The organism is uncultured Roseibium sp. (assembly GCF_947494555.1).
In the GTDB taxonomy this organism is placed as follows: Bacteria; Pseudomonadota; Alphaproteobacteria; order Rhizobiales; family Stappiaceae; genus Roseibium.
Map to the genome: position 1 here is coordinate 50,454 of NZ_CANLVF010000006.1, position 25,756 is coordinate 76,209.

Annotated in this window: 20 protein-coding genes; 12 read left to right on the top strand and 8 right to left on the bottom strand. The window is 56.8% G+C overall.

The genetic code is table 11. From position 1 onward, the window contains the following. Nucleotides 1–59 precede the first annotated feature (59 nt). Together Q0915_RS25260 and Q0915_RS25265 are read left to right on the top strand one after the other, a co-directional pair. The gene (locus Q0915_RS25260; RefSeq protein ID WP_299483497.1) at nucleotides 60–1,697 is read left to right on the top strand and encodes a sigma 54-interacting transcriptional regulator; all 1,638 of its coding nucleotides are present in this window, start codon (nucleotides 60–62) and stop codon (nucleotides 1,695–1,697) included. 81 nt (nucleotides 1,698–1,778) lie between these two features. Beyond that, nucleotides 1,779–3,299, top strand: a complete 1,521-nt coding sequence (locus Q0915_RS25265) for a serine/threonine-protein kinase (RefSeq protein WP_299483499.1) — start codon at nucleotides 1,779–1,781, stop codon at nucleotides 3,297–3,299. A 39-nt stretch (nucleotides 3,300–3,338) separates the two neighbouring features. On the opposite strand, the gene Q0915_RS25270 is transcribed toward Q0915_RS25265, so the two are convergent. From Q0915_RS25270 to Q0915_RS25280, 3 genes are read right to left on the bottom strand one after another with little or no spacing between them, the layout of a single operon-like run. After that, nucleotides 3,339–4,112: a MinD/ParA family protein gene (locus Q0915_RS25270; protein ID WP_299483501.1), complete on the bottom strand. Its 774-nt coding sequence runs from the start codon at nucleotides 4,110–4,112 to the stop codon at nucleotides 3,339–3,341. A gap of 54 nt (nucleotides 4,113–4,166) precedes the next feature. Continuing rightward, on the bottom strand, nucleotides 4,167–4,586 hold the full coding sequence (locus tag Q0915_RS25275; RefSeq protein WP_299483503.1) for a hypothetical protein: 420 nt from the start codon (nucleotides 4,584–4,586) through the stop codon (nucleotides 4,167–4,169). 31 nt (nucleotides 4,587–4,617) lie between these two features. After that, nucleotides 4,618–5,001 carry an SH3 domain-containing protein gene (locus tag Q0915_RS25280; RefSeq protein ID WP_299483505.1) on the bottom strand — a complete coding sequence of 128 codons (384 nt, stop codon included), beginning with the start codon at nucleotides 4,999–5,001 and terminating at the stop codon, nucleotides 4,618–4,620. 466 nt (nucleotides 5,002–5,467) lie between these two features. Here Q0915_RS25280 and Q0915_RS25285 point away from each other — a divergent pair, with 466 nt between their 5' ends. From Q0915_RS25285 to Q0915_RS25310, 6 genes are read left to right on the top strand one after another with little or no spacing between them, the layout of a single operon-like run. Next, nucleotides 5,468–8,698 carry a DUF2169 domain-containing protein gene (locus tag Q0915_RS25285; protein ID WP_299483507.1) on the top strand — a complete coding sequence of 1,077 codons (3,231 nt, stop codon included), beginning with the start codon at nucleotides 5,468–5,470 and terminating at the stop codon, nucleotides 8,696–8,698. After that, nucleotides 8,691–9,785, top strand: coding sequence for a pentapeptide repeat-containing protein (locus Q0915_RS25290; RefSeq protein WP_299483509.1), 1,095 nt, complete (start codon nucleotides 8,691–8,693; stop codon nucleotides 9,783–9,785). The genes Q0915_RS25285 and Q0915_RS25290 overlap by 8 nt, the downstream gene beginning before the upstream one ends. A 53-nt stretch (nucleotides 9,786–9,838) precedes the next feature. Next, nucleotides 9,839–10,240 carry a PAAR-like domain-containing protein gene (locus tag Q0915_RS25295; protein WP_299483511.1) on the top strand — a complete coding sequence of 134 codons (402 nt, stop codon included), beginning with the start codon at nucleotides 9,839–9,841 and terminating at the stop codon, nucleotides 10,238–10,240. A gap of 27 nt (nucleotides 10,241–10,267) precedes the next feature. Then, nucleotides 10,268–11,230 (top strand): hypothetical protein, encoded by a 963-nt coding sequence (locus Q0915_RS25300; RefSeq protein WP_299483512.1) that lies wholly within the window; start codon nucleotides 10,268–10,270, stop codon nucleotides 11,228–11,230. Between the two features lie 53 nt (nucleotides 11,231–11,283). Beyond that, a complete protein-coding gene (locus tag Q0915_RS25305) occupies nucleotides 11,284–11,946 on the top strand; it encodes a DUF3540 domain-containing protein (protein ID WP_299483513.1) in 663 nt (220 codons plus the stop codon). A 49-nt stretch (nucleotides 11,947–11,995) separates the two neighbouring features. After that, nucleotides 11,996–13,861 carry a tetratricopeptide repeat protein gene (locus Q0915_RS25310; protein ID WP_299483514.1) on the top strand — a complete coding sequence of 622 codons (1,866 nt, stop codon included), beginning with the start codon at nucleotides 11,996–11,998 and terminating at the stop codon, nucleotides 13,859–13,861. Nucleotides 13,862–13,946: 85 nt separating this feature from the next. On the opposite strand, the gene Q0915_RS25315 is transcribed toward Q0915_RS25310, so the two are convergent. The 5 genes from Q0915_RS25315 to Q0915_RS25335 all read right to left on the bottom strand — a co-directional run bounded on the left by Q0915_RS25315 (nucleotide 13,947) and on the right by Q0915_RS25335 (nucleotide 19,855). Further along, on the bottom strand, nucleotides 13,947–15,176 hold the full coding sequence (locus tag Q0915_RS25315; protein WP_299483515.1) for an aminopeptidase P family protein: 1,230 nt from the start codon (nucleotides 15,174–15,176) through the stop codon (nucleotides 13,947–13,949). 202 nt (nucleotides 15,177–15,378) lie between these two features. Further along, nucleotides 15,379–16,233, bottom strand: a complete 855-nt coding sequence (locus Q0915_RS25320) for an ABC transporter permease (RefSeq protein WP_299483516.1) — start codon at nucleotides 16,231–16,233, stop codon at nucleotides 15,379–15,381. 9 nt (nucleotides 16,234–16,242) lie between these two features. After that, nucleotides 16,243–17,508 (bottom strand): ABC transporter permease, encoded by a 1,266-nt coding sequence (locus tag Q0915_RS25325; RefSeq protein WP_299483517.1) that lies wholly within the window; start codon nucleotides 17,506–17,508, stop codon nucleotides 16,243–16,245. Between the two features lie 70 nt (nucleotides 17,509–17,578). Further along, on the bottom strand, nucleotides 17,579–18,679 hold the full coding sequence (locus Q0915_RS25330; protein ID WP_299483518.1) for an extracellular solute-binding protein: 1,101 nt from the start codon (nucleotides 18,677–18,679) through the stop codon (nucleotides 17,579–17,581). An 81-nt stretch (nucleotides 18,680–18,760) separates the two neighbouring features. Beyond that, nucleotides 18,761–19,855 (bottom strand): ABC transporter ATP-binding protein, encoded by a 1,095-nt coding sequence (locus Q0915_RS25335; protein ID WP_299483519.1) that lies wholly within the window; start codon nucleotides 19,853–19,855, stop codon nucleotides 18,761–18,763. A gap of 462 nt (nucleotides 19,856–20,317) precedes the next feature. Between Q0915_RS25335 and Q0915_RS25340 the strand changes: the two genes are divergently transcribed. The 4 genes from Q0915_RS25340 (at nucleotide 20,318) to Q0915_RS25355 (ending at nucleotide 25,566) form a co-directional block, all read left to right on the top strand. Next, nucleotides 20,318–21,196, top strand: coding sequence for a helix-turn-helix transcriptional regulator (locus Q0915_RS25340; protein ID WP_299483520.1), 879 nt, complete (start codon nucleotides 20,318–20,320; stop codon nucleotides 21,194–21,196). 47 nt (nucleotides 21,197–21,243) lie between these two features. Further along, nucleotides 21,244–21,681 carry a tRNA (N6-threonylcarbamoyladenosine(37)-N6)-methyltransferase TrmO gene (gene tsaA, locus Q0915_RS25345; protein WP_299483839.1) on the top strand — a complete coding sequence of 146 codons (438 nt, stop codon included), beginning with the start codon at nucleotides 21,244–21,246 and terminating at the stop codon, nucleotides 21,679–21,681. Nucleotides 21,682–21,799: 118 nt separating this feature from the next. Further along, on the top strand, nucleotides 21,800–23,911 hold the full coding sequence (locus Q0915_RS25350) for a 3-hydroxyacyl-CoA dehydrogenase NAD-binding domain-containing protein (protein WP_299483521.1): 2,112 nt from the start codon (nucleotides 21,800–21,802) through the stop codon (nucleotides 23,909–23,911). A gap of 92 nt (nucleotides 23,912–24,003) precedes the next feature. Then, nucleotides 24,004–25,566, top strand: coding sequence for a hypothetical protein (locus Q0915_RS25355; protein WP_299483522.1), 1,563 nt, complete (start codon nucleotides 24,004–24,006; stop codon nucleotides 25,564–25,566). Nucleotides 25,567–25,756: the final 190 nt, after the last annotated feature.

Consider the following 25,756-nt stretch of genomic DNA (forward strand, 5'->3'; position numbering starts at 1 on the left):
TATCCCCGGATGGCTGCATCGTTGAGCGGCCATCTTTTGAACCCTGTCCAAGAAAGACGGTGCCTGAGATCATGATTCTGGGAGACTTGATCGAACTCTCGTCCGCGATGACATCGGGCGTCAAGGTCGAAGCGGTTATGGACAAAGTTGTTGAGTCCGCTCTCAATCTGACCAGCGCCGAGGAAGCCTCCATCTTCATTCTGGACACTTTTGGCCAGACCCTGCACCGGGCCTGCTCGCGGCACCGTGGCTATATCAAGGCGATGCCGACCGGCAAGCAGGTCATCCTTTACGGCGAGGACAAGCTGCCCAACATGAAGGAACCGGCAGCGTTCGTCGTTTCAACCGGAACCACACTCAATCTCGGCGACATCAACAAGGTGGTCGGGTATGAGTTCGATCGCATCCGGGAAGACGACAAATACGGCGGTCTGAAAACACAGGCACTGGTTATCCTACCTCTCACGATCCAGTCCAACCGAACCATCGGGATCCTGCAGATCATCAACCCGGGCGCTTCCCATCAGGCGATCAACGCCGTCTCGGACGACACTTTGACGGAGCTCCAGAGCCTTTGCGGACTAGCAGCACTTTACATGTGGACCGCAAGGCTGCTTGAAGACAATACGCGCCTAAAACGGCAATTCGACAGGCATCTTGCTGAATTGCCCAAACAGGTTCGCAAGGCGAAACCGAAGCCTGTCATTGATTCCTCGCGGCCAAAGGGTCTGATCGGCGAGAGCCCTCCGATCGAACATGCCATCAAGCTTGTCGGCAAGGCTGCACGCTCAACCGTGCCGATCCTGGTGCGTGGTGAAACCGGCACCGGCAAGGAAATGATGGCGGCGTTCATTCATATGTCCAGCGACCGGGCCGACAAACCATTTGTCGTGCAAAACTGTGCGGCGCTGCCGGAGGCCCTTCTGGAAAGCGAGTTGTTCGGCCATGTCAAAGGCGCATTTACAGGCGCAAACACGACCAAGCTTGGGCTGGCACACGAAGCGAACCATGGCACCCTCTTTCTGGACGAAATCGGCGATATGCCGCTTGCGCTTCAAGCAAAGGTTCTCCGCCTCCTCCAGGAGGGCGAAGTGCGGCGCGTGGGATCCACCAAGACCGAAAAGGTGGACGTGCGCATCGTCGGCGCAACGAACATCAATCTGGAAGAGAAAATCGAAGCAGGCGAATTCCGGCAAGATCTCTTCTACCGGCTTAACGTTTTTCCCATCAACTTGCCTCCGCTGCGTGAACGGCCCTCGGACATTCCGATGCTGATAGACCATTTCCTTCGATCCGCAGCCGCCAAATCAGGAACCCAAGTCCCCGTTCTTTCGTCGGATGCTCTCGAAGCGCTTTTGTGCTGGGGCTATCCGGGCAATGTGCGTGAGCTGAAGAACATCCTGGACAGGGCGCGCCTGATGGCTGAAGACGGATATCCGATTGAACTGGACCATCTGCCGCCTGAACTTGCGGGCGTTCAGCACAGTCACGACAATCGCGTTCCAACGCTTATTCCGGAGGGCGACCTGAAATCCATCGTGGGTCAGTACGAGGCCATGGTGATCGAGGCGAAAATGCGCGAAGCGAACTGGAACAAAACAAATGCAGCGCGCATACTAAATGTTAGCCGCCGGACAATTATAGATAAACTCAACCGGTACAACATCACACGTCCGGATGGATTCGAACGCGCCTGAGCCGACTGAACCATCGGGACATCGATCACAGAGGGTCTCGGGTTTTTGTCGACAGGCAGTTCAATCAACTTGCACAGTCTGATGAGCGATTTCGTGTCGGGCCGACTTTCCTATGAGAAGCTGTCCAAGCAATTGCGCGCGCTGGCAACCCGATCAACAGAAGATTTGCAGAACGCGCATCAGGCGATAGCGTCGCTTGTCGAAGAAGGTCGTCTTCCGCGCGACCTTGGCGCGATTCTTCTCAGCCAACTGCCTGCAGCGCCGGCCGGAAGCCCTGCTGCTCCCGCAACGATCCCTGAAGAGCAGGATCTTCTGGAGGACCGTAATTCCACTTTGCCTCCTCCAGATGCTGAGGACATGTTTGACGAACCCACCCTGCCGCACGGTGTAACACCCGAATGGCGTGAAGGTAGCGCCACCGGTACCGGTGGCGGGGGCATGCAACCATTTGCAGCGCCCCAGGCAACGCCGCCTCAGGAAAAGCTTCCGCCCCTTCCCTTCCTCACGCAGGCGCCGGCAGCGTCGGGCGAGGACATGCGCGACAAGGTCGACGATGCGATCCTGTCGTCGCTCGTCTCCGACTATACCGACTTCCGGAACACGCGCGGTTCATCGGAGCAAGCCCAGAGCGGACAAGCGGACGCAGGCAAGCTCGACAAGTTTCTGACCGATTTCAAGAGTGCAAGATTTCGCTCCGATGCCCGGCGTGCCTCAAGCGGAGTCCGGACAGAAAGCCTCGACCTGAACAAGTTGTCGTCCCCGCAAATCAAGCGTGCGGGCGTCGGGTCAATCCTGCGAGACCGATTCATTCTCGATACGGAGATCGGGCGAGGCGGCATGGGCTACGTTTATTCGGCTGTCGACAGGCGCCGCCTCGAGGCCGGCCACAATCAGCCCTATGTCGCCGTCAAGTTGTTGAACGAGAGTTTTCAGAACGATTCCGAGGCACTGCGGTTGCTTGAGGCGGAGGCCCGCAAATCCCAGGCTCTTGCACATCCGAATATCACTACGGTCTATGATTTCGACCGCGACAAAGCGGATGTCTTCATCGTTATGGAGCTTCTGGACGGTGTTGCCCTTGACCGCAGGCTCGGACAGGCGATGGGTTTGCCGCTGTCGCCCGCGGAATGCGCCCGCATCCTAAGGGGAACATGTGCTGGTCTGAGCTACGCTCACAGCCGAGGCGTCGTTCATTCCGACCTGAAACCAGGGAACATCTTCCTGTTGCAGGACGGGACGATCAAATTGCTGGATTTCGGCCTCGCAGCGGCTGCCAGCGCAAGTGCGGATCACCCCATTCAGGACAGTCTTACCGTCACCTATGCCAGTCCGGAGCAGTTCGAACGCGCGCCCCGCGACCCTCGCGACGATGTATTCGCCCTTGGTTGCGTTGCGTTTCAGATCCTTGCCGGTCGGCATCCTTTCGATTCAAGACCAATCGATGAAGTCGCGCGCGCGGGTATCAACCCCGAACCTATCGAAGGCCTCGATACGCAGGCATGGGAAACACTGAAGAGCGCACTGGAATTCGACCGGCAGCGGCGCCTTGCGGATGTCGACAGTTTCCTCGCCGGCCTATTCGAAGACGGCGCGACGGAATGAGCCTGTCCGGCTGGATGCCGGCTTCCGGGTCAAGCTGCTCTATTCAATCGCATCGACAATTGATTCAATGGCACGGGTGAAGGCGTGTTCCTGCTGCAGCGTGCGGATCAGTCCGGTGCTGCCGATCTGTATCAGGTCGGTTGAAAGCGGCAACACGGCCGCCACCGGCGTGCGGTAGTTTGAGAAAATCCGCTGAGACAGGTCGTTGAAATCGAATGTTTCAAGCGCCTTGTTGACGACCAGGAAAAGCTGCGGCACTTCGAGTTTCCGCGCCAACTCCAGGGTTACCGCGGTTCCCTGATAGTCCTGAATGTCCGGGCGCAAGATCAGGAGCAACGTGTCGGAAATCGCAATCGAGAGCAGCGTTTCCTCGTTCACGCCCGGATGGGTGTCGATCAGCAGATAATCAAGCTCCAGACCCTGGCAAAGTTCTATGAAGCCCCGGTTCAGGTCCTCAACATCGTATTTTTCTTTCAAGATACGGGCTATCTCACCGGTCTTGATGGATGAAGGCACCAAATACACGTGCCCACCGTCCGGCACCTGCGGCTGTCCCTGTGCGTCAACGACATTTGCCGTGACGTCCAGTGCCGCATCGGTAATGGCGCAGTGACCCCAAAGAAAATTGTTGAGCGTTTGTTTGACAGAATTCAGGTCGACCTTGAACAGCGCATGGATGCCGGGTGACTGAATATCCGTATCCACGATCCCCACGCGGTGCCCCCTCAGAGCGAGTGAAGCTGCAAGATTTGCGGTGACGTTGGATTTACCCGTTCCGCCGCGATAGGAGTGAGTGGAGATAATCTTGGTCAAATCACTTTTCCAGGTAGGCGGCTCCTGCCGCAATCAGGCTCGGTTGGTCAGCAGTCAGGATTTGTAACGGGATCTGAGGTCCTTTGCGCGGGACTGCAATGAGCGAAAATAATCTGAATCACTGACCTCTTGAATTTCCTTTTCCGCCTCTTCTTCGTCGTAGCTGACTTCGAATTTGTCGAGGCGGGTTTTAAGTTCGGCGTTTTCCTTGCGGAGCTTTGCTTCAGCCATCTCGAGTTGACGTTTGGTCTCCGTCAGCTCCGCAATCAACTGACTGGAATGAAACTCCCGGGCCTCCACCTGTACCACCATACCGGAAAAGGTTTCAGCCAGGGCACGGATGTCTGAATCGACCGCATCATCCGTTATAACGTCATAGAGCTCTTCGACGTCGTCGAACCGGCCGTTGGCAATCGCTTCGCAGGTCCTGGCCAAACTGGCAACTGCCGGGTTCATGGATTGCGATGACGACATGCAGGATCTCCGTTCCTTCCGGGTGTTGAGTTCAGTTCGATACGGTGGTAACGGTCGGTTTCGTTGGACTCAAATAGCGCCCCGAGATCCAGCCTCGGCGGCCCGTATCCGTATCGCGCACAAACACCCAATCACCGTTGATTTCGTTCTGCCGGACCTCCCGGCCCTTGTTGAACCGCTCGATCACGTTGGCCTGTAGATCCGGTTCCGTCCTGAAGGCAACACGATCACCGCTCACGAACAGAAGCTGTCCCTGCGGATCCTGAGTGGGCGGTAATATGACCCTGGAGACAGGCGGAGGCGGACTGGCGTCACGCGCGGCGTCAAAGAGATAAGACCGGTCGCGGAACTGTATCAGCATCAAAGCCACCAAAAACAACCCGACGACGATGGCATATGGGACGAGTCTCGGCATTTCGCGTCTTTTCAGGTTTTGGCGAACCGTCGGCCCGATTACCTCGAGCCTTGAGCATTTCGTGCAACTGATCTTATTCCTTGTTCCGGTTACTTTCCAACGCAACCTTTACAAATGAATGAATAAGCAGAACCAATCGGTGGCTGAATTTTCATTCCTGCGCAGGTTGAGCAGGGTCCCCGACCCAAAACGACATGCAACCTGGTATTCCACCAGGTCATCACGATGTGGAAGCTGTGACCGCAACCCGTAACTGAGTCCGTATTGTTAACGGTCAAATTGGGTCTCGAACGCGAAATTCAGCACAAAATCGCGTTTCGTCATAAATCTTTATCATCCCCGATGTGAATTCGACTTAGCAACGACGGTGCCTTGCCGTCGCGATGTTCTCCATCCGGATGTGCCTTTCCTGCAAAGGATCCATTCGCTGTTATTCGTGTTGTCGCCTTGCGTTGGAGTGAGCTGAGTGCCTTCGATCATCAAATCAAGTCGCGCATCGCTCTCCATGAATATCGAAGCAATCGAAAACGGGGCGCTCTCCACCGTCACAATGTTCCTGCTCTGTGACCTTGAAAGCCCGCACCGGCTCTTAACCGAGCAAGCGCTCTGGCCAATGGTCACAGAGCAACTGCCAAAAGGGGCGATTTTCGACAAAGGGCAGCTCAAGCCCCATGGCGAAGTGATGGTTGCCGGGAGTGCGCTTTCTCCAACGGACGATCCTGTAGAAGCCGTGCGTGTGAGCATTCATTGCGCCGGGATTGCAAAGTCTTTAGCGGTTTTTGGAGACCGTTACTGGATGCTGACCGACCGTGGCATCGAAATGTCGCGCCCTGCCCCTTTCCTTAAGATGCCAATCGGCGATCAAACGTCCTTCGGTGGTCCGAAGCACCAGCTCAATCCGAAGGGCAAGGGAGATATGGCGCGACAACTTCTTGATTCGGGCTTCGACGCGCCGCTGCCGAATGTCGAACTTGCCAATGCCCCCATCCGATCGATCGACGAGGCACCTGCACCAGCCAATTTTGGCCCGCTTCCACCTGACAGCAAAGCGAGGATGAAACTTGCAGGCACCTACGATCAGCACTGGATGAAATGCCGCGCTCCTCTGAAACCGGAAGACTTCAATCCGAAATTTCATTGCGACGCGCCAGATGACCAGCAGATCGAAACGTATTTTTCAGGAGGCGAACCGTTCTCGATCACGGGAATGACGCGCGGTGAAACCACGCTCCAGGGTCAGCTACCGGACCTGCGCGGCCGATGTTTTTATAAGATGGCCAAGACCGGTGAGCTGCGCGAAGCGAAGATGGTCTGCGACACGGTTACCTTTTTTCCGAATGTGCGAAAGGCAACGCTCGCCTTTCGCGGTTTGATCCGGAGCGAGGACAGCACAGGCGACGACATCACCCACATAATGCTCGCCGTTGAGAGCAAGAACGATGTGGAAAGGCCCCGCGAATATTACGCCGAAGTCTTTCGAAAGCGAACCGATCCGGAGATCGCGCATCTGCACCTGCTTTCCGATTTCCAACTGTTACCGGACAGGAACCCGGATGAACTGTCTGAAAAACGAAAGGCCATGCTGGAGCGTGCCCAGGCCGACAGGATCAAATTCCTTCAGAACGCGGACTGGGGAACACGCAAGGCCGTTGAAAACGCGGGCTTGTCACCTGATGTCGTGCCACCGCCCGATCTGACCTCGATGGACGATATCCCGCTGGTCGGAACGCCGACGAAGGAAGACATTACCAATGGCGATTTCGATGTCGCCGAGCTCATAGAACAGGCCGAAGAAGCACGCCGTGCGGTCGAAGAGCGCATGAACCGCGAGCTCGCGACCGCCGAGCTGCAAAGGCGCAAACTCGTAGAGGCTTTGCCAAGTTCCCTTGCCCCGGAAACGGTCCAGAGGCCCATGGCTTCCGATGAAGTCGTCAACGCATATCCGGACATAGAACTGCCCAAAGATCTCCTGGAAGGTCTTGAGGGGATCGTGCCCGCCATGTCCGGCACGCGAAATGCGCTCGCAGAGGATATCGCAAGATACGGTCACTCGCCTGATGCCGAGCAGCAGGGCCGGATTGACCGAGCGCTAGAAATCCTCGATGGAGAAATCGGATTCGCGGCTCCGGACACTGAAGACAGTTTCGCCAAAGCCAAAGCGCGGGCCCTGAAATTGCCTGAGGGCTCGCTGATCGCCGACGCCCGGTCCGGACTGGATTCCGTCGACCTGTCCTTCCTTGACCAGGTCGACGGAGTGGACGAAGCGCTCACCGAACAGCTGAGCGACTTCGGCGGGTTGAAAATCGATGTTCCTGATTTGCCCGATTTGCAGGACGTTGCGTCTCTGAAACTTAGCTCTGACGCGCTTCTCCCCTCCAAAGACGCAGATGCAAAGGCTACGGATGCAATCGGTGAAAGGATCGACGGCTCAAAGGACCGCCTGCGCGAGATTGCGGGCCACATCGTTTCTGACGCTAGCACCGACCCGATCGCTGATATCATCGCGTTTGGGGAAGAGAAGCTCGTACCACCCCTCGATGACGACATTTCAGGCCTTTCGCCCAAGGAGAAAGCCAACCATCAACTCGACAAGGGCCGGCAAGCGCTGGACGCTGCCGAACAGAGGCTGGAAGAGGAGCTCCCGGAAGCGAGACGACTGTCGCCCGAGCCGATATTTCCAATTGAGGATCTTGCGCCCGGCGTTCCGGAAAGACTTGGCGCCTTTGTTGTCGAACAAATTCAAAAAGGCCATGACTTCAAGGGAGCCGACCTTGCAGGTGCGGTTCTGAAGAAAGTCGACTTCGCAGGGCAGGATCTTTCCGGAACGCTCTTTGAAAAGGCTGATCTCACGGGCGCGAATTTCAGCGGCTGCAACCTGACCAATGCTGTTTTCTCAGGCGCGATATTGGACGATGCTGATCTTTCCGGAGCCGACCTGACTTCCGCAAACCTAAGTCACGCATCGCTTGCGCGTACAAAGCTGACCGGCGCGACTCTCGCCGAACTCGATATTCTTGAATCAAGCCTGGAAAACGCCGATGCGTCTGGTGCTTCCCTGCAGAATGTTCAATTCATTACCTGTCAGCTTGACGGCATGAACCTCGGTTCCGCCAATCTTAAAAACGTCACCATCCTGCAGTCATCCGGACCTCGACTTTGCCTGAATGATGCAAAGATCAACGGGTTTATTTCCATTCAAACAAGTCTGACTGCTCTTCAGGCCACACATGCCGATCTGGATCGTTTGATCCTCGCCGATTCTGATTTGTCGGGAGCCAATTTCAATCAGTCCCAGCTGGATAACTCGGCGGTCGTAGGCGCTTCGTCCCTCAAAGGCAGCACGTTTATCAAACTCAGGGCTTTCAATACGTTTTTCAATGGCCTGACGCTTGCCGAGAGTTGCTTTGTCGGATCCGCGTGCACGTCATGTTACTTCCATCAGTGCGACCTGACCTCCTGCGATTTCCGGGTGTCGCTACTGAACACGACACTCTTTGGCGGATCGGACCTCAAGTATTCGGATTTCTTCGGCGCCAGCCTTTACGCGGCTTCGCTGGACAAATGCGATCTCAGGCGCTGCAGCTTCCGCGCTTCAAACCTTTATGCCGCCAACCTGAGGGATGCGCTGATCGCAAGTGCCGATCTGACCGATGCGAATCTGGGCCTGACGCTAATGGGGCAAGCACGCCATGGATGATCTGCTGACCCAGATTCCGATCACCGTTGAGGAAATCCTTGACTACCAGCGGCACGAGCAGCCGATTTTGTCCAGATCTATCGATGCGGCATCCTTTGAAGGACTGGATCTTTCCGGTCTGATGGCAGTCGACTGTCATTTCACCAATTGCGATTTCACCAGAGCTGATCTCAGCGGTACGCAGTTTGCTCAATGCGACTTGCGCAATAGCCGGTTTACCGACGCAAAGCTTGATGGCCTAGTTCTCGCGGCAACCGACCTGAGCAACGCCAACTTCGAAGGCACGACTGTTGTCGGACTGCAGGCAGCGGATAGCAATGTCCGCGATGCAGTCTTCAGGAATGCGGGCCTTGCCGATACGGTCTTTGCCAAGTGCGATCTGACAACCGTTGATTTTTCACGGTGTGTCGCAAGCAGGTTGGGCAGCCTTGAATCTGATATCGGCCATGCATCTTTTAGCGATGCCGAGCTTGAAAACTTCTTTGTGACAAAAGCGGATTTACGCACCGTCGATTTGACCGGCGCGCATGTAAACATAGCGATGTTTTCGGATGCGGATCTGTCGGGCAAGATCCTGTCCGGGCAGACCTGGCAACACTGCACCTTCAACAAGGCCAAGTTCGAAGGTACCGATCTCAGCGAAGCGAAGATAGACGGGTCGGTCTTCAACGACTGTTCATTCCAGGGAGCCAATCTGAAGGCCGTTTCGGCAGAAACCACGTGCTTCACCAAATCGAAGCTCGACGGCGTTGACCTTTCCGGCAGCAATCTCAACATGGCAAACTTTGCCAACGCGTCTTTGGCAGGCGCTAACCTCAGTGGGTCGCAGCTCTTTTCAGCAGTCTTTCTGGAGGCGGATTGCCGCGCGGTTCTTTTTGAGCGCTGCGACATGAAACAGGCTGAAATGTCTCACGCAAACCTCAACGGAGCGAACCTTTCGGCAGCGAGTTTCTTCAACACCAAGATGCACGGCATCAAAAACAAGAAGAGCCTGATGCTGGGAACAACCGGAAATACAATCGACACAGATGGTCAGCGTCTGGTGGCCGAACTTTACCGGCCGAAGATGGAGATGCTCAGTGACTAACAAAGCAACACGCTTCGCGGAGCAGATAGAAGAATGACATAAGGAACCGAACGATGTGTTTTCTGAATTCTCAAGGTCCTTTGCCGGGCATGGATTTCGCCGCGCCGGATGTCTATCTACAGACAACTCCCGTCGGGCCTGTTCCCGTTCCGCTGGTAAGCATAGGCATGCGCGCAAGCGAAATTCCAACAGCTTTCAAGTTTCTCGTTATGTGCATGCCGTCGCACAACATGACCAACAACGCCCCTGTCACCATCAGCGGCCCTGGCCCGGGTGTCGCCTCCGGAATGGTCTGTTCCAGCAGCCGTAACATGAAGGGCTCGACAAAACTGATGGTCGGCCCAATGCCCGCAACACGTTCTCTGCTCGATCCCACGATGCAAAACGGAATGACGCCGAATTCCGTGGGCACAACTCTTGTGCCGTCGCAAATCAAAGTGATCAGCCTGGCCTGAGGGGCCGCTAAGACAGGAAAAAGGATTATGGCTTCAACAGTCGGACGTGTCGGTGCAACCCAGCAGTACCTTTATCTCTATGTTCCCAAAGCCTCGACCGGAAACGCTGCGGAAGACGTGGGAACGGTCTTTCGCCTTGGATCCTATTCCAATTTCGAAGAAACGCTGACAACAGATACCGATCAGGCAGCCGTCTATCCGTCCCAATACATAACCGATTCCGGTGGTGGCACAGCAGCGATCGAGGGCGCAGCGGGAGACAACGGCGAACACGGCATCCTGCTGGCCTGCGACGGCCGCGTTCTGCTGAGATCCAGCGAAAAAACCTACATCAACAGCGAAGGCAATATCCATATCGAGAGCAATTCCGGACAGATCGACATCATTTCCGGAACGAACCAGGATATCGTCCTGAATGCTGGCGCGAGCACCGGTGACATCCACATAACAGCCACAAACGAGTTCAAGGAAGTTACCGAGCAGGCCACCAAGAAACACGGCGGGCGGACTTACGATTACTACACATCGCCCAAGGAAGAGTTCTACGAAACCAACCTGTTCAAGATCGTCTGGGGCCGCGTTGAAAGTCATCATATGGGTGGCAAGCTGACCACATTTTTCGGCGGTGCCATGACGATACAGCTGGCGGTCAAGTTCAGTCTCGACCTCGCTCTGCACCTGGCGATTTCTGTCCTGTCGAAGTTTTACCTCTATGGTCTCAAGTGCGAGCTTGGCCTCATCAAACTCGATCTTGTTGAGTTCAAATTCGAAATCAAAAAAGGCAAGTTCGAGTCCGCCTGGAACAAGATCGAAACAGTTCCCGTCAAGGCAATGATAACCGGCGCCAAAGCCGTCAAGGAAGAAGTTTGCCTTGCGATGCACACCGCAGACATAAAGAAAAAAGGCGTCGAAGTCGGCGATTCATCCGTGGTCGCCAAGAAGCAGGATGTCATGGCGCAACTTGTTTCAACCGTTGAGGTCAAAACCTGAATTCAAATGCCTGGCCCCGTCGCCCGTGACCTCCGAGATTGGAAACAGACATCATGACAATGCAGCAAAACAAACCGTCCAGCGCTCGGGTTTCAGACGAGACGGGCGGTGTGGCGGCCGAGAACGCACTGGCTACCGGTGTTGTAAAGGCCCTGGTGACGGACAGCATCATGCTCGTTGGCACCGAAGATATAGAGCAAATCGAGGCAATCCGCGCCGCCGGGTGCCTTCTTTCGCCTGCGATCGGCGACACCGTGGCGCTCTTCATTGCCGGCGGCAATGCGCATATCCTTTCCGTCCTGGAGCGCTCGGCGGAATACCCTGCCCAGATTTCGGTTCCCGGTGCAGACGATGTCGAAGTCACCGCCGCAAATCTGAAGCTTCACGGCAAGGCGCAGGTCGTTGTGCAGTCGCCCGTCATTGCCATTTCCGCACGCCGGCTGAATACCATCGTTGAGACCGCATCGCAGACAGCGCAGAAGTTCATCTTGAACGCTGCAAGGATGATCGAAAGCGTCAGCGACAAGATGACATCCGCCGGAACGATGACCACGACGGTCCAGACCCGTACAACCAAGGTCAAAGGCGTCGACACCCATGATGCAGGTTCGCTGATCCAAAAGGTAGAGGACGTTGCCTCGCACCGGAGCGACGTCACTTTGATGACTGCAAAGAACGACGTCAGGATTGAAGCAGAAAGGGTCAGCGTCAGCTGACATCACCGCATTCACCCTCTGGATCGAAGTATTTGCCGGATCTAAGTCAATGTTGACAATTGAAGAACGCCTCGAGGCTGCCAGGGGGCACCTTGAGGAACGCCGGCATGAGAACGCGGCGCTGATTTTCGAGGGCATTCTGGACGCGGCACCACACAATCTTGCCGCGACGACCGGCCTCGCGGCGCTCAAAATGGCGGAGGGCGACCTCGATACGGCAGAGCGGTTGCTCACGTCGGCGCTCTCGCGTGGCCAGGTCGAAGCCGATCTTCTGGCTCTTGCGGCAAAGGTGGCCCTGCTGCGAGGCAGCAAGGAAAAGGCTCTCGAATTTGCCAATCAGGCCTTGAGCCTCGACGAACTGCACATCGATGCCAGCCTTTTGCGCATTAACATGCTGCTTCAGGACGGAAAGTTACGCGAGGCAGAACCCGCACTCCACACACTGTGCAGGGCGCATCCGGAAAATCCAAGCGCAGCCGCGATGTCGGTTATGCTCCTCACGGAATTGGGCGACTTCCGGCATGCCCTTGATCTTGCCCAAGACAGTTTGGCGAAAACGTCCAAAAGCGAGGAAATCGAGGCTGCGATGGGCCACTGTCTGTCTAGGCTTGGCGACCATGAAAAGGCGCTTGGCTACCTTGAAAGCGCGCACTTTAAGGATCCGACAAATCCGCTTTATGCGCTGTCTCTTGCGAAATCTTTGCTCGAAACCGGACAGGCCACCGAAGCGCTCAGGGTGGCCAAGCGCGCGACCGTCCGATTTCCGGAGCTTTTGCCCGCCTGGCTGATCTACGTTGAAATCATGATCAGGCGGGGCGAGACAATGACTGGTTTGCGCGAATTCACACCGGTTATCCAGCGTGCCCAGGATCGCCTGGATGCAAGTCTGCACCTGGCGCAGGCCTACAGGATGGCAGGTTACCCTGAAAAATCTCTCGAGGTGCTCAAGCCGATCCTCGCCCAGCTCGCAAAACTTCCGCCGGACAAGGCCCCGAAATTGGCGGCAATCGCGCGGGAGTGTTTCCTTGCGAGCGGACATCCGGAACGTGTCAGCGAAACTTTCGGGCTGGAAGATGAACCTTCTTCCGAAAAAACCGAAGACATCGATCTTGCGTCGGGAGATCTGGTTATCGTCATTCCGCCCGGTCAATCAAATCTTGAGCTGGTTCCTCTCATGCGGTTTCTGCCGCAGGCAGGCATGCGAAGTGAACCGTTGAAGATTGTCGGCCCGTCAACGTCACGGCAGCTGGCGGATGTTTTCGGCTCATTCAATTATCTTTCGGGCGACCTTGCAGCGGAGAACGCGGACACCGATCTGCCGGAAGAAGCGCGTTTCCTGCCCTTGCCGCTTGTTCTGGGACTGCCGGGTGTGGTTGATGCGCAAAACCTGTTTCCCGAGCCCTACGCAAAGGTTCTTCCGGATCGAAAAGTCACCTGGCAGCGTTCGCTCGCCGAAATCGGCGGTCCGCGTGTGGCCATGTGCTGGCACTCGTCGCGGCCAGGCATGCTGCTTCAGGACTTCCGGCACCTGTTTCAGTTTACCGGCTGCAGCCTCGTAAGCTCTGCCTGGGGTTCGGCGCGTGAGCAACTGAAGGACGAAGAGCAGATCATAGACGCGGGCGCCCACTTTAGAGATCTGCACGACCTTACAGCGCTTCTCGATGCGTGTGATCTTGTCATCGGCCCTGACAGCATCCCGATTCATATCGCCGGCAGTCTCGGGAAACCGGGCATTGTCCTGCTAGACCCGGCACACCCCTGGTACTGGCACAACGTTGACGGTCGGTCGACGTGGTATCCGAGCATAAGGGTTCTCAAGACCAAGCGCTTCGGTCACTGGGTCGAAACGCTTCCCGAAGTCGCCGCCGACATCAACCAGGTCATTCAGGAAACTCTGGAGACACAGGGTTCCTGAGCGATTGCATCACTGACGATATGGCTGCTGTCCGGGCGGCGGTCTCCCCGGCGCGGGTCGCCACCGGGGAGGTCCGGATCTCGCCCTAACGCGCCGGGATGATGTTGTGCTCAGGTCCAAACGGGAAGCCGGTGATGTTTTCCGCACCATCCTCGGTCACGATCAGGATGTCATGTTCACGGTAACCGCCCGCGCCCGGAACGCCATCGGGCAGCATGATCATGGGCTCCATGGAAACGACCATGCCAGGCTGCAGCACCGTTTCAACATCCTCACGCAGTTCCACAGACGCTTCGCGGCCATAGTAGTGGCTGAGAACGCCGAAGGAGTGGCCGTAACCGAAACTGCGGTATTTCAGAAGATCATGACTGCGGTAAATGTCATTGAGCTCAATCGCAATGTCGCAACAGCGGGCACCCGGCTTGATCAGTTTCAACCCTTCCCGATGGACATGGCAGTTGATTTCCCAAAGGCGCAGGTGCTCGTCCGAAACGTGTTCGCAGAAGAGCGTGCGTTCAAGCGCCGTGTAGTAGCCGAAGATCATCGGGAAGCAGTTGAGGCTGAGAATATCGCCCGGCTCGACCACCTTGTTGGTGACCGGATTGTGCGCACCATCTGTATTGATGCCCGACTGGAACCATGTCCAGGTGTCCATCAGTTCGACAAACGGAAAGGACTTTGCGATTTCCCGGATCATGGCATTCGTCGACGCGATGGCCACTTCGTGTTCCGTGACACCGGCCGCGACCGCGTCGGCGACAGCCGCACCACCGACATCGCAGATGCGCGCGCCCTCGCGGATCAGAACGTGTTCTTCAGCGCTCTTGATCGTCCGCTGGGTCATGGCATCGGCAGCCACATCAACGAACTCCACACCCGGGAATGCGGCTTCAAGCAACTTCAGCAGATCCAGCGAGACATGGTCGAATTCGATACCGATGCGCTTGACCGAAGGATTGGGCCAGCCGAGCAGCGTCTGGATGGCGTGGAAATAATTGTCCCTGCGCCAGTCCGTATAGATCACCGTATCACCATGTGTCCGGCGCCAGGGCTGTCCACCGTCGATACCGGCAGCAACGGTCGTCGCCTTGTCCTGTGTGACCACCAGTCCGTACTTCCGGCCGAAATAGCAGTACAGAAAGCCGGAGTAATAACAGATATTATGGTAGGAGGTCATAAGACACGCGTCGATGTCACGCGCTGCCATCAATTCGCGCAAGCGGTTCTGCCTCCGGTCCATTTCTTCAGGTGAGAAAGGCGAAAAAGACTTTTCGCCATTGTTCATCTCGTAGATGCGGATCATGTCGTCGCTCATGGGTGCTCTCCTTTCCCGGTGCGATCCTGTTTCCAATCGATTGCCAACTGCGAGCCCTAAACGCAAAACGGGCCGGTTTCCTTTGAAAGAAACCGGCCCGCCAGGCCCAAAACCTCAATTGTCTTGCTACCGGGAGGCTTCAGCCTCCGCCCGGCGACTGGCGTTCCGCCACCGGCACACTCCGTGAGCAGCTGGGCTGAAATCAGCCCGGTGTCAAACCTCTAAGCCTTTCAGAGCGCCGCCGCAAGAATTCAAGAACCGTGAGCAGTGCGATCGAAATGGCGACCATCAGCGACGCCACAGCGAGAATGGTCGGCGAGATCTGTTCGCGCAAGCCGGTAAACATCTGCCAGGGCAACGTTTTCTGCCCTGCGGACCCGAGGAACAGCACGACGACCACTTCGTCGAACGAAGTGATGAAGGCAAACAGAGCGCCGGAGACTACACCCGGGATGATCAGCGGCATCTGAACCTTGAAGAATGTGGTGACCGGGTTGGCTCCGAGACTTGCGGATGCACGAACCAGTGAGCGGTCAAAACCGACCAGCGTTGCGGTCACCGTGATGATCACGAAAGGCGTGCCGAGCGCCGAATGCGCCAGAACCACACCCCAATAGGTGCCCTGCAGACCGATGCGTGAGTAGAAGAAATACATGCCCGCCGCTGAAATGATCAACGGAACGATCATCGGCGAGATCAGGATCGCCATAATCGCAGGTTTATAAGGCACGTGGGATTGGGAAAGGCCGACGGCAGCAATCGTTCCGAAAGTCGTTGCCAGAAGCGTTGCGACCGGTGCGATAAGCACAGAGTTGACGAGCGCCTGCTGCCAGTCCGGGTTGGTGAAGAAGTCGTCGTAATGCTTGAAGGAATAGCCCGCAGGGTCGAGCGACAGCATTTCTTTCGTGAAGGTGAAGAAGTCCTGAGCGTTGAAGCTCAGCGGCAGGATCACCAGGATCGGGAAAATCAGGAAGAAGAAGATCAGTCCGCAGATCACCCGGAACGTGTAGAACCACGTTCTTTGAAGGGGGGACGCATAGGGTGGTAGTGCGCTCATGTCGTCCTCCTATCCGAGCTTCACGTTGTCGATGCCGACGATCTTGTCGTAGACGACGAAGAGAACGAGTACAGCGACCAGAAGCAGGGTTCCCAGCGATGCCGCCAGACCCCAGTTGAGCGACGACGAGATGTGGTAGGCAATCCGGTTGGAAATGAAGATACCGGACGTGCCGCCGACCAGCTCCGGCGTGATGTAGTAACCGATCGACAGGATGAAGACGAGGACGGCACCGGCCCCGATCCCCGGAACCGATTGCGGGAAATAGACTCGCCAGAAAGCGGTCCAGTCATTCGCGCCAAGGCTCTTGGCCGCGCGGACGTAGCTGGGTGATATGGTTTTCATCACCGAATAGAGCGGCAGGATCATGAAGGGCAGGAGAATGTGCGTCATGGCGATGATCGTGCCTGTCTGGTTGTTGATCATCACGAGACGACCCGCATCGTCGATCAGTCTGGTCCAGACCAGGAAGTCGTTGATCACGCCCTGTTGTTGCAAGAGCACCTTCCAGGCGGATGTGCGGACCAACAATGATGTCCAAAACGGCAAAAGGACAAGGATCATCAGAAGGTTCGACGTTCGCAGCGGCAAAGCGGCAAGCAGAAAAGCAATCGGATATCCCAGCAGCAGACACGAGAGCGTAATCACGATTGACAGAAACAGCGTCCGCCCGAACAGGAACATGTAGATCTGCTGGTCATCGGGCTTCATTTCGATGCCGTCCGGACCACGTTTGGCATCAAAGGCGTTCAGGAAATAGCCGTCGGTGTACCGCGGCGAAAACTGTTGCAGAACCTGCCAGGTCGCAACATCGCCCCATTTCTTGTCTGCACCAATGAACTGATCCTTGAACGGCCCGTCCTCGTCCATACGCTTGATGCGGCGGCCGGTCTTGCGGAACAGGCTGGAAATCCCGCTCTGCTCGTAGTTCAGACGGGAACCCAGACGGGTGTGCGTCTTTTGGTCAACGGCAACGACCATGTCGTTATAGAGCGCGGCGAAGACCACTTCGTCCGGCACTTCGCCGGAAGCAGGGTCCCATTTGCTGAGTTCGATAACCGTGTTTGGAAGCGTGTCGGCGACGATGCCATTTTCGACTGAGCGAAACAGCATATCGACAATCGGGGCGACAAAGGTGACCAGCACGAAAATCAACAAAGGCGCGATCAGCAGGAAGGCGCGAAGCTTTTCGCGGCGCAAGGCGCGCCTGAGCGCGGCTTTCAGCGGTTTTCCGTCCTGTGTCGTCAGAACCTGACCGTCGGTGGTATCGCTCATGAAACAGTCTTCCGGGTATCAACAAGGGTGATCCGGGCGGAGAGTTCCGCCCGGACCGAAGCCATGCGGCTTACTGTGCGAGCCAGGCCTGGAACTTGGCGTCGATGTCGTCGCGATAGTCCGCCCACCACTCGTAGTTATAGAGGAAGGTGTTTTTCGCGTTGTTCGGATCGGTCGGCATGTGCGGCGCCATGTCGATACCCAGCGATGCGTGTTGACCGACGAGCGGCGCGGAAGACTTGCGAGCCGGGCCATAGGAGATGTATTTCGCCTGATCGGCCAGACGCTGTGTGTCTGTCGCGTATTTGACGAGTTTCTTTACCTCCGCCAGGCGGTCTTCCGGCAGACCGGTCGGGATGATCCAACCGTCAAGGTCGAAGACCTGCGCGTCCCAGAGCATCTTCACCGGCTGTTTCTGCTCTTCGATCAGAGCAAAGAGACGGCCGTTGTAGGTGGAGCCGATCACGACTTCCTTGTCGGCAAGAAGCTGCGGTGTTTCGGCACCGGCGGACCACCAGACTACGTTGTCCTTGATGGTGTCCAGTTTCTTGAACGCCTGGTCCTGACCTTCTTCGGTCTCCAGCACGTTGTAGACTTCCTCTTTCGGCACACCGTCACACAGGAGAGCCCACTCCATGTTGTTGATCGGGCGCTTTTCCAGGGACCGCTTGCCCGGGAACGTTTCCAGATCGAACACGTCGCAGATCTCGGTCGGCTCCTTGCCGCCCCACTCGTCAATGTCTGAACGATAGCCGAAGGTGGTAGAATATACGATCTGCGGAATGAAGCACTCGGACACCAGTAGATCGCCGAAATCTTCGGAGGCCGGAGTTCCGTCTGGTGCTGCTGCGAGATCAACGTCGGCGTCGATCTCCATTGCAAGACCTTCGTCACAGAGGCGGATTGCGTCGGACGCAACCACATCCACGAGATCCCAGGTCACGTTGCCTGCTTCGTTCATGGCACGCAGCTTGGCAACGGCTTCAGCGGAAGATTCGTCCCAGATCACGGTAATGCCGGGATTTTCGGCCGTGTAAGGATCGGTGTAAGCGTTCTTCTGGGACGACTGATAGGCGCCGCCCCAGGAGACGAGCGTGAGATCAGTGGCAAGTGCCGAGCTACCGGTAAACGCCAGAGCTGTTCCCGCCAGAATTAATGTTTTGAGCTTCATTTGAGCTAGCTCCCTCTTTTAGGATTGAACGGATTTTTTCCGTCGTTGTCACGGGCGGACTGCGGCATCCGCCTCGCGAATTTAGGCAACTGCGTCGAGCGCCTTGCAGTCGTTAAATGCCCATCCGACCTGGACGGTTTCACCGACATGCAGCTTACGCCGCTCTCCCCGGTTGCGAACTTTGACGATAAACTCGTCATTGCCAGCCACGTTCATTCGAACGCGGATATGGTCTCCTAAATAGATCAGTTCCTCGATCCTGCCATTGACCAGATTGTCCATGGAGTCGTTCGTGTCGAACTCGACGCGTTCCGGGCGAAGCGACAAAGTCGTCCTGTCACCCACTGCGGAAACATTGACCTTGTCGGCTTTCAGCTGCGTGCCGTCGTCAAGTTCGACCAGGCATTCCTCGCCGTCGATGCCAACGACCTTGCCGCTCAACTTGTTGTTCTCGCCGATAAACTGCGCCACGAAAGAATTCTGAGGATCTTCGTAGAGATCATCCGGTGTCGAGAGCTGCTGAATGACGCCGTCGTTGAACACGGCAACGCGGTCGGACATTGTGAGCGCTTCGGTCTGGTCGTGGGTCACGTAGACGACCGTCACGCCCAGGTTTTCGTGGATGTGCTTGATTTCATACTGCATCTGCTCGCGCAATTGCTTGTCGAGAGCGCCGAGCGGCTCGTCCATCAGGACGAGTTCCGGGTCGAACACCAGTGCCCGCGCCACGGCAACACGCTGTTGCTGACCGCCGGAGAGCTGAGCAGGGCGGCGATTGCCGAATGCGCCCAGTTCGACCATGTCCAGGGCGCGCTGTACTTTCTCCGCCTGCTCGGCCTTGCTGACATTGCGGACCTGCAAAGGGAATGCGAGATTTTCGGCAACCGACATGTGCGGGAACAGGGCGTAGTTCTGAAACACCATGCCAATCCCGCGCTTGTGCGGCGGAACATTGTTGATCGGGCGATCGTTGAGATAGATCTCGCCGTGCGTTGCAGGCTCGAACCCTGCAAGCATCATCAGGCAGGTTGTCTTGCCGGACCCGGAAGGTCCCAGCATTGTCAGAAATTCACCGGGCGGAATATCGAGGTTGAGGTTCTTTACGACAAGGCTTTCCCCGTCATAGCTCTTTTGAACGCTGTCATACTTAACAGCAGCGCCCCTTATATTCGCCATATTGTCCCCAAATCCGGTTCTATTGTTATTATGGACAGCACAAGCAAATTCCCAGACGGCACGCGCCTCCTGCCGGGTAATTGCCGACACCATCGCGCGTAGCAAAACAAAAAAGATGCATCAATGAAAGGGGCTTGTGAAAAAAAATGGATATTTTTTATTCACGGCCCGACTTAATATTTTGCATTGCAGAAGACTTGAGAAAAATCCACTCAAACAAGTCGATTAAGCGGAAGGAATATCTTCATTCCGGGTCGTGGCCCACGAAAACACAATTCATGATTTTTAGCTTATAGTAAGAAAGTATTACGTGGATGCATTGTCATCCGGTCATCCGCATTTGCGGCATATCTTGACGGATCTTCGGAAGATGCGCCACATGGGATCACACGCTTTGGCAGAACCGACATTTGTGGCGACACTCCAGCCGCGCGTTCCGCGTCTTCAACAATGGGACACACGTTGCCAGAACATGAGAAAAATGACCCTCTTTTCCTGACAACAAAGGAAGTTGCGGATCTCTTGCGCGTCAAGGAACGCAAGGTATATGACCTTGCCGCTGCGGACGAAATTCCACACCGGCGCATCACCGGAAAACTGCTTTTTCCTGCACAGGCGATCCGGTCCTGGATCGACGGCACGGACGCACCGGTCGCGGCGGACAGGCCCAATGTCTTCAGCGGATCCCACGATCCCCTTCTTGACTGGGCAATTCGCGCGTCCGGTTGCGGACTGGCGACGCTTTGCAACGGCAGCCGGGACGGACTGACACAATTTCAGGCAGGGGCCGCGCTGGCGGCGGGCCTGCATCTGCCGGAAGAAAAGGGCTGGAACGTTGCAACAGTCAGTGATGCCGGTCTGACGAATTGCGTATTGATCAACTGGGCGGTTCGCAAACGCGGCCTTTTGCTTTCGGCCGATGCCGCAGCCGCGGTGACAACTGTTTCGGATTTGAAAGGGCGCCGCGTTGCACTTCGCCAGCCGGGCGCGGGCGCCGCATTGCTGTTTGCTAGATTGCTCGATGAGGCTGGGCTTGCAGAAGGCGACCTGGATGCAAGCAAAGAGCACGCGCACACCGAAAGCGATGCCGCTGCAGCCGTTGCCGCGGGAGAAGCGGACGTATCGCTTGGGATTAAGGCCATGGCAAAGCAGTTCAACCTCGCTTTCCTGCCGCTCGTGAGTGAAAGCTATGACATCCTGATCGATCGCAAATCCTATTTCACCGATCCGTTTCAAAGGCTGCTCGACTTTGCTGGAACAACAAGCTTTCGGGAAAAAGCAGACAGTCTTGGTGGCTACGATCTGTCGGCAATCGGATCGGTTCGCTGGGTATCTGCCTGAGCCAAAACAGGACGAAAGACGTGAGTGACATTCGACCACATGAAGTCATGGTCCCGGTGAGCAAACCGGACGATGCGCACCTTTATTTCATCGGCCGCATTCATACGCCCTGGACTGACAGGAAAGACTGTCCGCGCCAGGGAAAACAGGACGGGCCGGAATGCCGGATCGAGGTATTCGAGCCATGGGTTCCCGCCTTGAGTGGCATTGAGAAGTACGACCAGATCGAAGTTCTCTACTGGCTCGACCGCTCCCGCCGGGATCTTGTCGTGCAGAATCCGGGTCACAGCGACAAGACATTTGGAACATTCGCTCTGCGTTCGCCCGTCCGGCCGAACCCGATTGGAACCGTTGGGGCCAAACTTCTCAGGGTGGAAGGATCCAATCTGATTGTCCGCGGGTTGGACTGCCTTGACGGCACACCCCTCCTAGATCTCAAGCCGGACCGCTGCGCGTTCACGCCCAAGGCCGCCCCCAAGGATTGAACCAGAGGACCTTTTTGGCAGCTCCTGCCTTTGCCCTTTCGTCAGCTTGACAAGCCCGCGGCGGAAATGAACATTCCGTCGCAACAACGCTCCTTCCGAGCGGCTTCTGGAGGAAATCATGCAGTCAGGATCACAGACCGGCACGACCGGTATCAACGACGTCGTGTCGATTGAACGGCAGGGTCCCATGGCGCTCGTCATCTTGAACAATCCGCCCGTGAATGCCGCTTCGCACGCTGTACGCTCCGGAATATGGCAGGCCGTTGAAACGCTCGCAAACGATGCGGACGTGCGGGTTATCGTGCTTTATGGCGAGGGACGCACGTTCATAGCCGGGGCAGATATCCGGGAGTTCGGCAAACCGCCGCAGGACCCCTGGCTGCCGGACCTGTGCAATTTCATCGAGGATTGCAAAACGCCGATCGTCTGTGTCCTGCACGGCACGACGCTCGGTGGCGGTTTGGAAGTTGCGCTTGCCAGCCATGTGCGCGTTGCCCTTCCCGGTACCAGGATCGGCCTGCCGGAGGTTACCCTTGGCATCCTGCCGGGTGCCGGTGGCACGCAGCGCGCCCCCCGTCTTGCCGGCATGCGCGCTTCGCTTGACCTCATCACAAGCGGCAAGCCGATATCCGCTGACCAGGCAATCGAAAGAGGGCTTGTCGACCGGATCGAGGAGGGCTCCCCCCGGGACGTTGCGCTGAGGGTTGGCCAGGACGTTCTCAGCGGCCAGCAAGCAACCCGGCGGACATACGATCTCGACGTTGACACCGATCCGACCGCGTTGACGGCAATGCGGGAAAAGCTTGCAAAGACCCAGCCTCTCCTGTTCTCGCCGCACAAGTGTGTCGACGCTGTTGAAGCCAGCCCCCTTGCGCGCGACGAAGGCTTGAAGGAAGAACGCCGTCTTTTCAACGAATGCATGGAGAGCCCGCAGCGCGCGGGTCTTGTTCACGCGTTCTTCGCCGAGCGGGCGGTCGCAAAGATCCCCGAAGCGAGCGCACCACCGCGTGCAATTGCGAAAATCGGCGTCATCGGCGGCGGCACGATGGGTTCGGGCATCGCGACCGCATGCCTGCTCTCCGGTTTTGCCGTAACGATGACGGAGCGGGACCAGGCCGGTCTTGATCGCGGTAAATCGACAATCGGTTCGAATCTCGAGGGAGCCGTCAAGCGTGGCAAACTGAGCGCCGACGCCAGAGACAATATCCAATCCGAAATGCTGTCGACGGCAATGGATCTCGGTGCGCTTTCAGATGCCGACATCATCATCGAAGCCGTGTTCGAAGACATGGGTGTGAAACGGGAAATTTTCGAGACGCTGGACAAGGTCGCAAAACCCGGAGCGGTCCTTGCGTCCAACACGTCCTATCTTGATATCGACCAGATCGCGGCCGTGACTAGCAGGCCGGAAGACGTCGTCGGACTTCATTTCTTTTCGCCTGCTCATATCATGCGGCTCATGGAAATCGTCGTTGCCGGAAAAACAAGGCCCGATGCGGTCGCAACCGGATTTGCCCTCGCGAAAAAGCTCAAGAAGATCGCGGTACGTTCCGGTGTCTGCGACGGCTTTATCGGCAACCGCATCATGACCTTTTACAAGAAGGCTGCCGACTACATGATGATGGACGGTGCCTCACCGGAGGAGATCGACAAGGCTATCACCGGATTCGGCTTTGCCATGGGGCCATATCAGGTTGCCGATCTCGCCGGACTCGACATCAGCTGGGCAGCGAACAAGCGCCGCGCGGCAACGCGTCCGGCAGAAGAGCGCTACATTCCGATTGCCGACGAGATCTGCGAAAAGGGCTGGTTCGGCCGCAAGACCGGGCAAGGGTTTTACATCTACGATGCGGACGGTACGCGCGCGAACCCGGCAGCACTTGCGATCATCGACGCGGAACGCACGAAGGCGGGTGTTTCTCCGCGCGCGTTTTCACCGGACGAAATCGTGAGCAGGTTCGTGACGGCGATGATCCTCGAAGCCACCCGCGTTCTGGAAGAAGGCATCGCACTGCGGCCCGTCGATATCGACGCGGTGTTCCTGTTCGGCTATGGCTTCCCGCGTTTCCGCGGAGGGCCCATGCACACGGCCGACCAGATCGGCGCGGCGGAGCTGGTGCGGCGGATCGAAACCTATGCGCAGGAAGACAGTACCTACTGGCAGGTTCCGGCCTTGCTGCGAAGGCTTGCCGAAAGCGGTGGTGCGTTTGCGGAGATGAATGAAAGCTGAGCTGCCAAGCCCGGTTCTTCTTAGAGCCGGGCTTTGCTTACGTAGCGTTTTGCAGGCATGATGGCCCTCTTCATACATTTTCGAGGTGCATCATGGCCAATTTCCTGCGTTTTCGCAGCGGTGTCGCGCCGCTTATTTTGATCGTTTCCCTCGCTCTGCCGTTTAGCGCGGCAGCGCAAAGCACTTATCTCAACAACAAGAGTACTTACGACCTCGCTTGGCAAATGCTGAGTGCCCAGATAGGCGACAGCGACCTTTTGTGGCTGAGGGTCGAGCCTGACAGTTTCTCGGTCATTGCCGCAACCGGGCAGAACGGGGAAGAGTTCAATCTTTGGTCTGTGCGGCGCAACAGCCGCGATCCGGGTTCCGTAGACGAACTCAGCGGTCCGATGCATATGGCTGATGGCCCGAAATTCATCATTCCACCAAAGCGCTTCAGTCAGGCAGAGCTGCAATTCTCCAAGTTGTGGTCCATTTTGAGCGCCGCACCCGACAACCTGCCGACCAAAAAGCCAGGCACGGTGACAGCGGCGGTAGCGTCACGTGGTCCGGTGCTGGGCCGGGCGGATTGGCCGGTGAAGTGGAACATATCGGTCAGAAGCGAGCGTGAGCACGGTCAGGTCTATGCCTTGGCCGATGGCCAGTTCGACGGCGCCGACATAAGCCACACGGAACGTGGCAGAAAGATGAACCTGCGCACACAGTCAGACTGGCCTTTTGATTTTGCGGAGAGCCGCTTTGCAGGCGTTATCGGTACGGGTGAACATGTTTTTGAGATAAAGGTCCTCACCCACGGCGTCGAAATCGATGCCATATCGCTGACTGACCCGGCAACGGTTCAGGATTATCGCTGGAACGGCGGGAGCTTTCGGCGCGGGATCGGCAGCAAACCGGCATCGATATACACCTTGACAGGCCGCAGCCAGCCTTTTTCCATTACGAAGAGCGGGCTGGCCCGCCTGCCGCAGATCCTCGATGCCGCGCGCGCCGAGGCACCTGCAGGTTGGAACCAAATAGATGGCGTCGAAGCAACCAGACCTCCGCCAGCAGGCAAGGAGTCCGGCGTCCTTTGGGAAATCAAGTTCCAGAACGCGTCCGGTGGACGCGAAAAGGTCGTGGTGCGCGTGCGTCCCGATGCCAGCATCTACTCAGTCTCGCTGCCTGAGAGTCTCCGGGCATTCGACAGCTATCTGTCAATCAAGGGCATGTCGGATGCATTCGTGCAGTTCCAGGCAACGCTTGGTACGGACGCCAAGTTCTTCGAGATGATCTTTCGCGAAGACCGGGCCAGCATCGTATTGCCCGACCCCCAGTCACCCGGCAATGTGGTGGAATATACACTCGGAAGCAGCGGCGTCTCGCGAGGCTTTTCGCGGCCACGGATCATGGAAAACGACGCGGATCTGATCACCTTCACGCAGGCAGCCGGGTTTCATCATCAGCTTGTTACCGATGTTCCGGAAATGCTGATCAAGGCATTCAAGGTGGAGAACGCAGAGGTGTTCCTGATCAAGCTCTGGAACGGCGCGCCGTTTTACAAAGATCCAAACGGCGCCCTGTTCCTGCAGATGCGCGTCGGCGTCCCGCCGCAACACAGTAACAGCGGTCACGCAGTGTTCAGGTTCGACGGCGAATATGTCGACGGGGGCCGCTAGGGCGTTGGTATGTCTGAGGCAGTCTGAACGGCTCTAGCGCGGTCGACACTCTCAGCATGTTTGGGAAGATTGCGCGGCGAATTAGACGTTGCGCTAAAAGCCAGCCAATTGAGGTACCAAGAACGGCCATGTCGGACAACGTGTCGTGACGCCTCATCAAACGACCCGTCCCTTGAGTCACCAGTTTCCC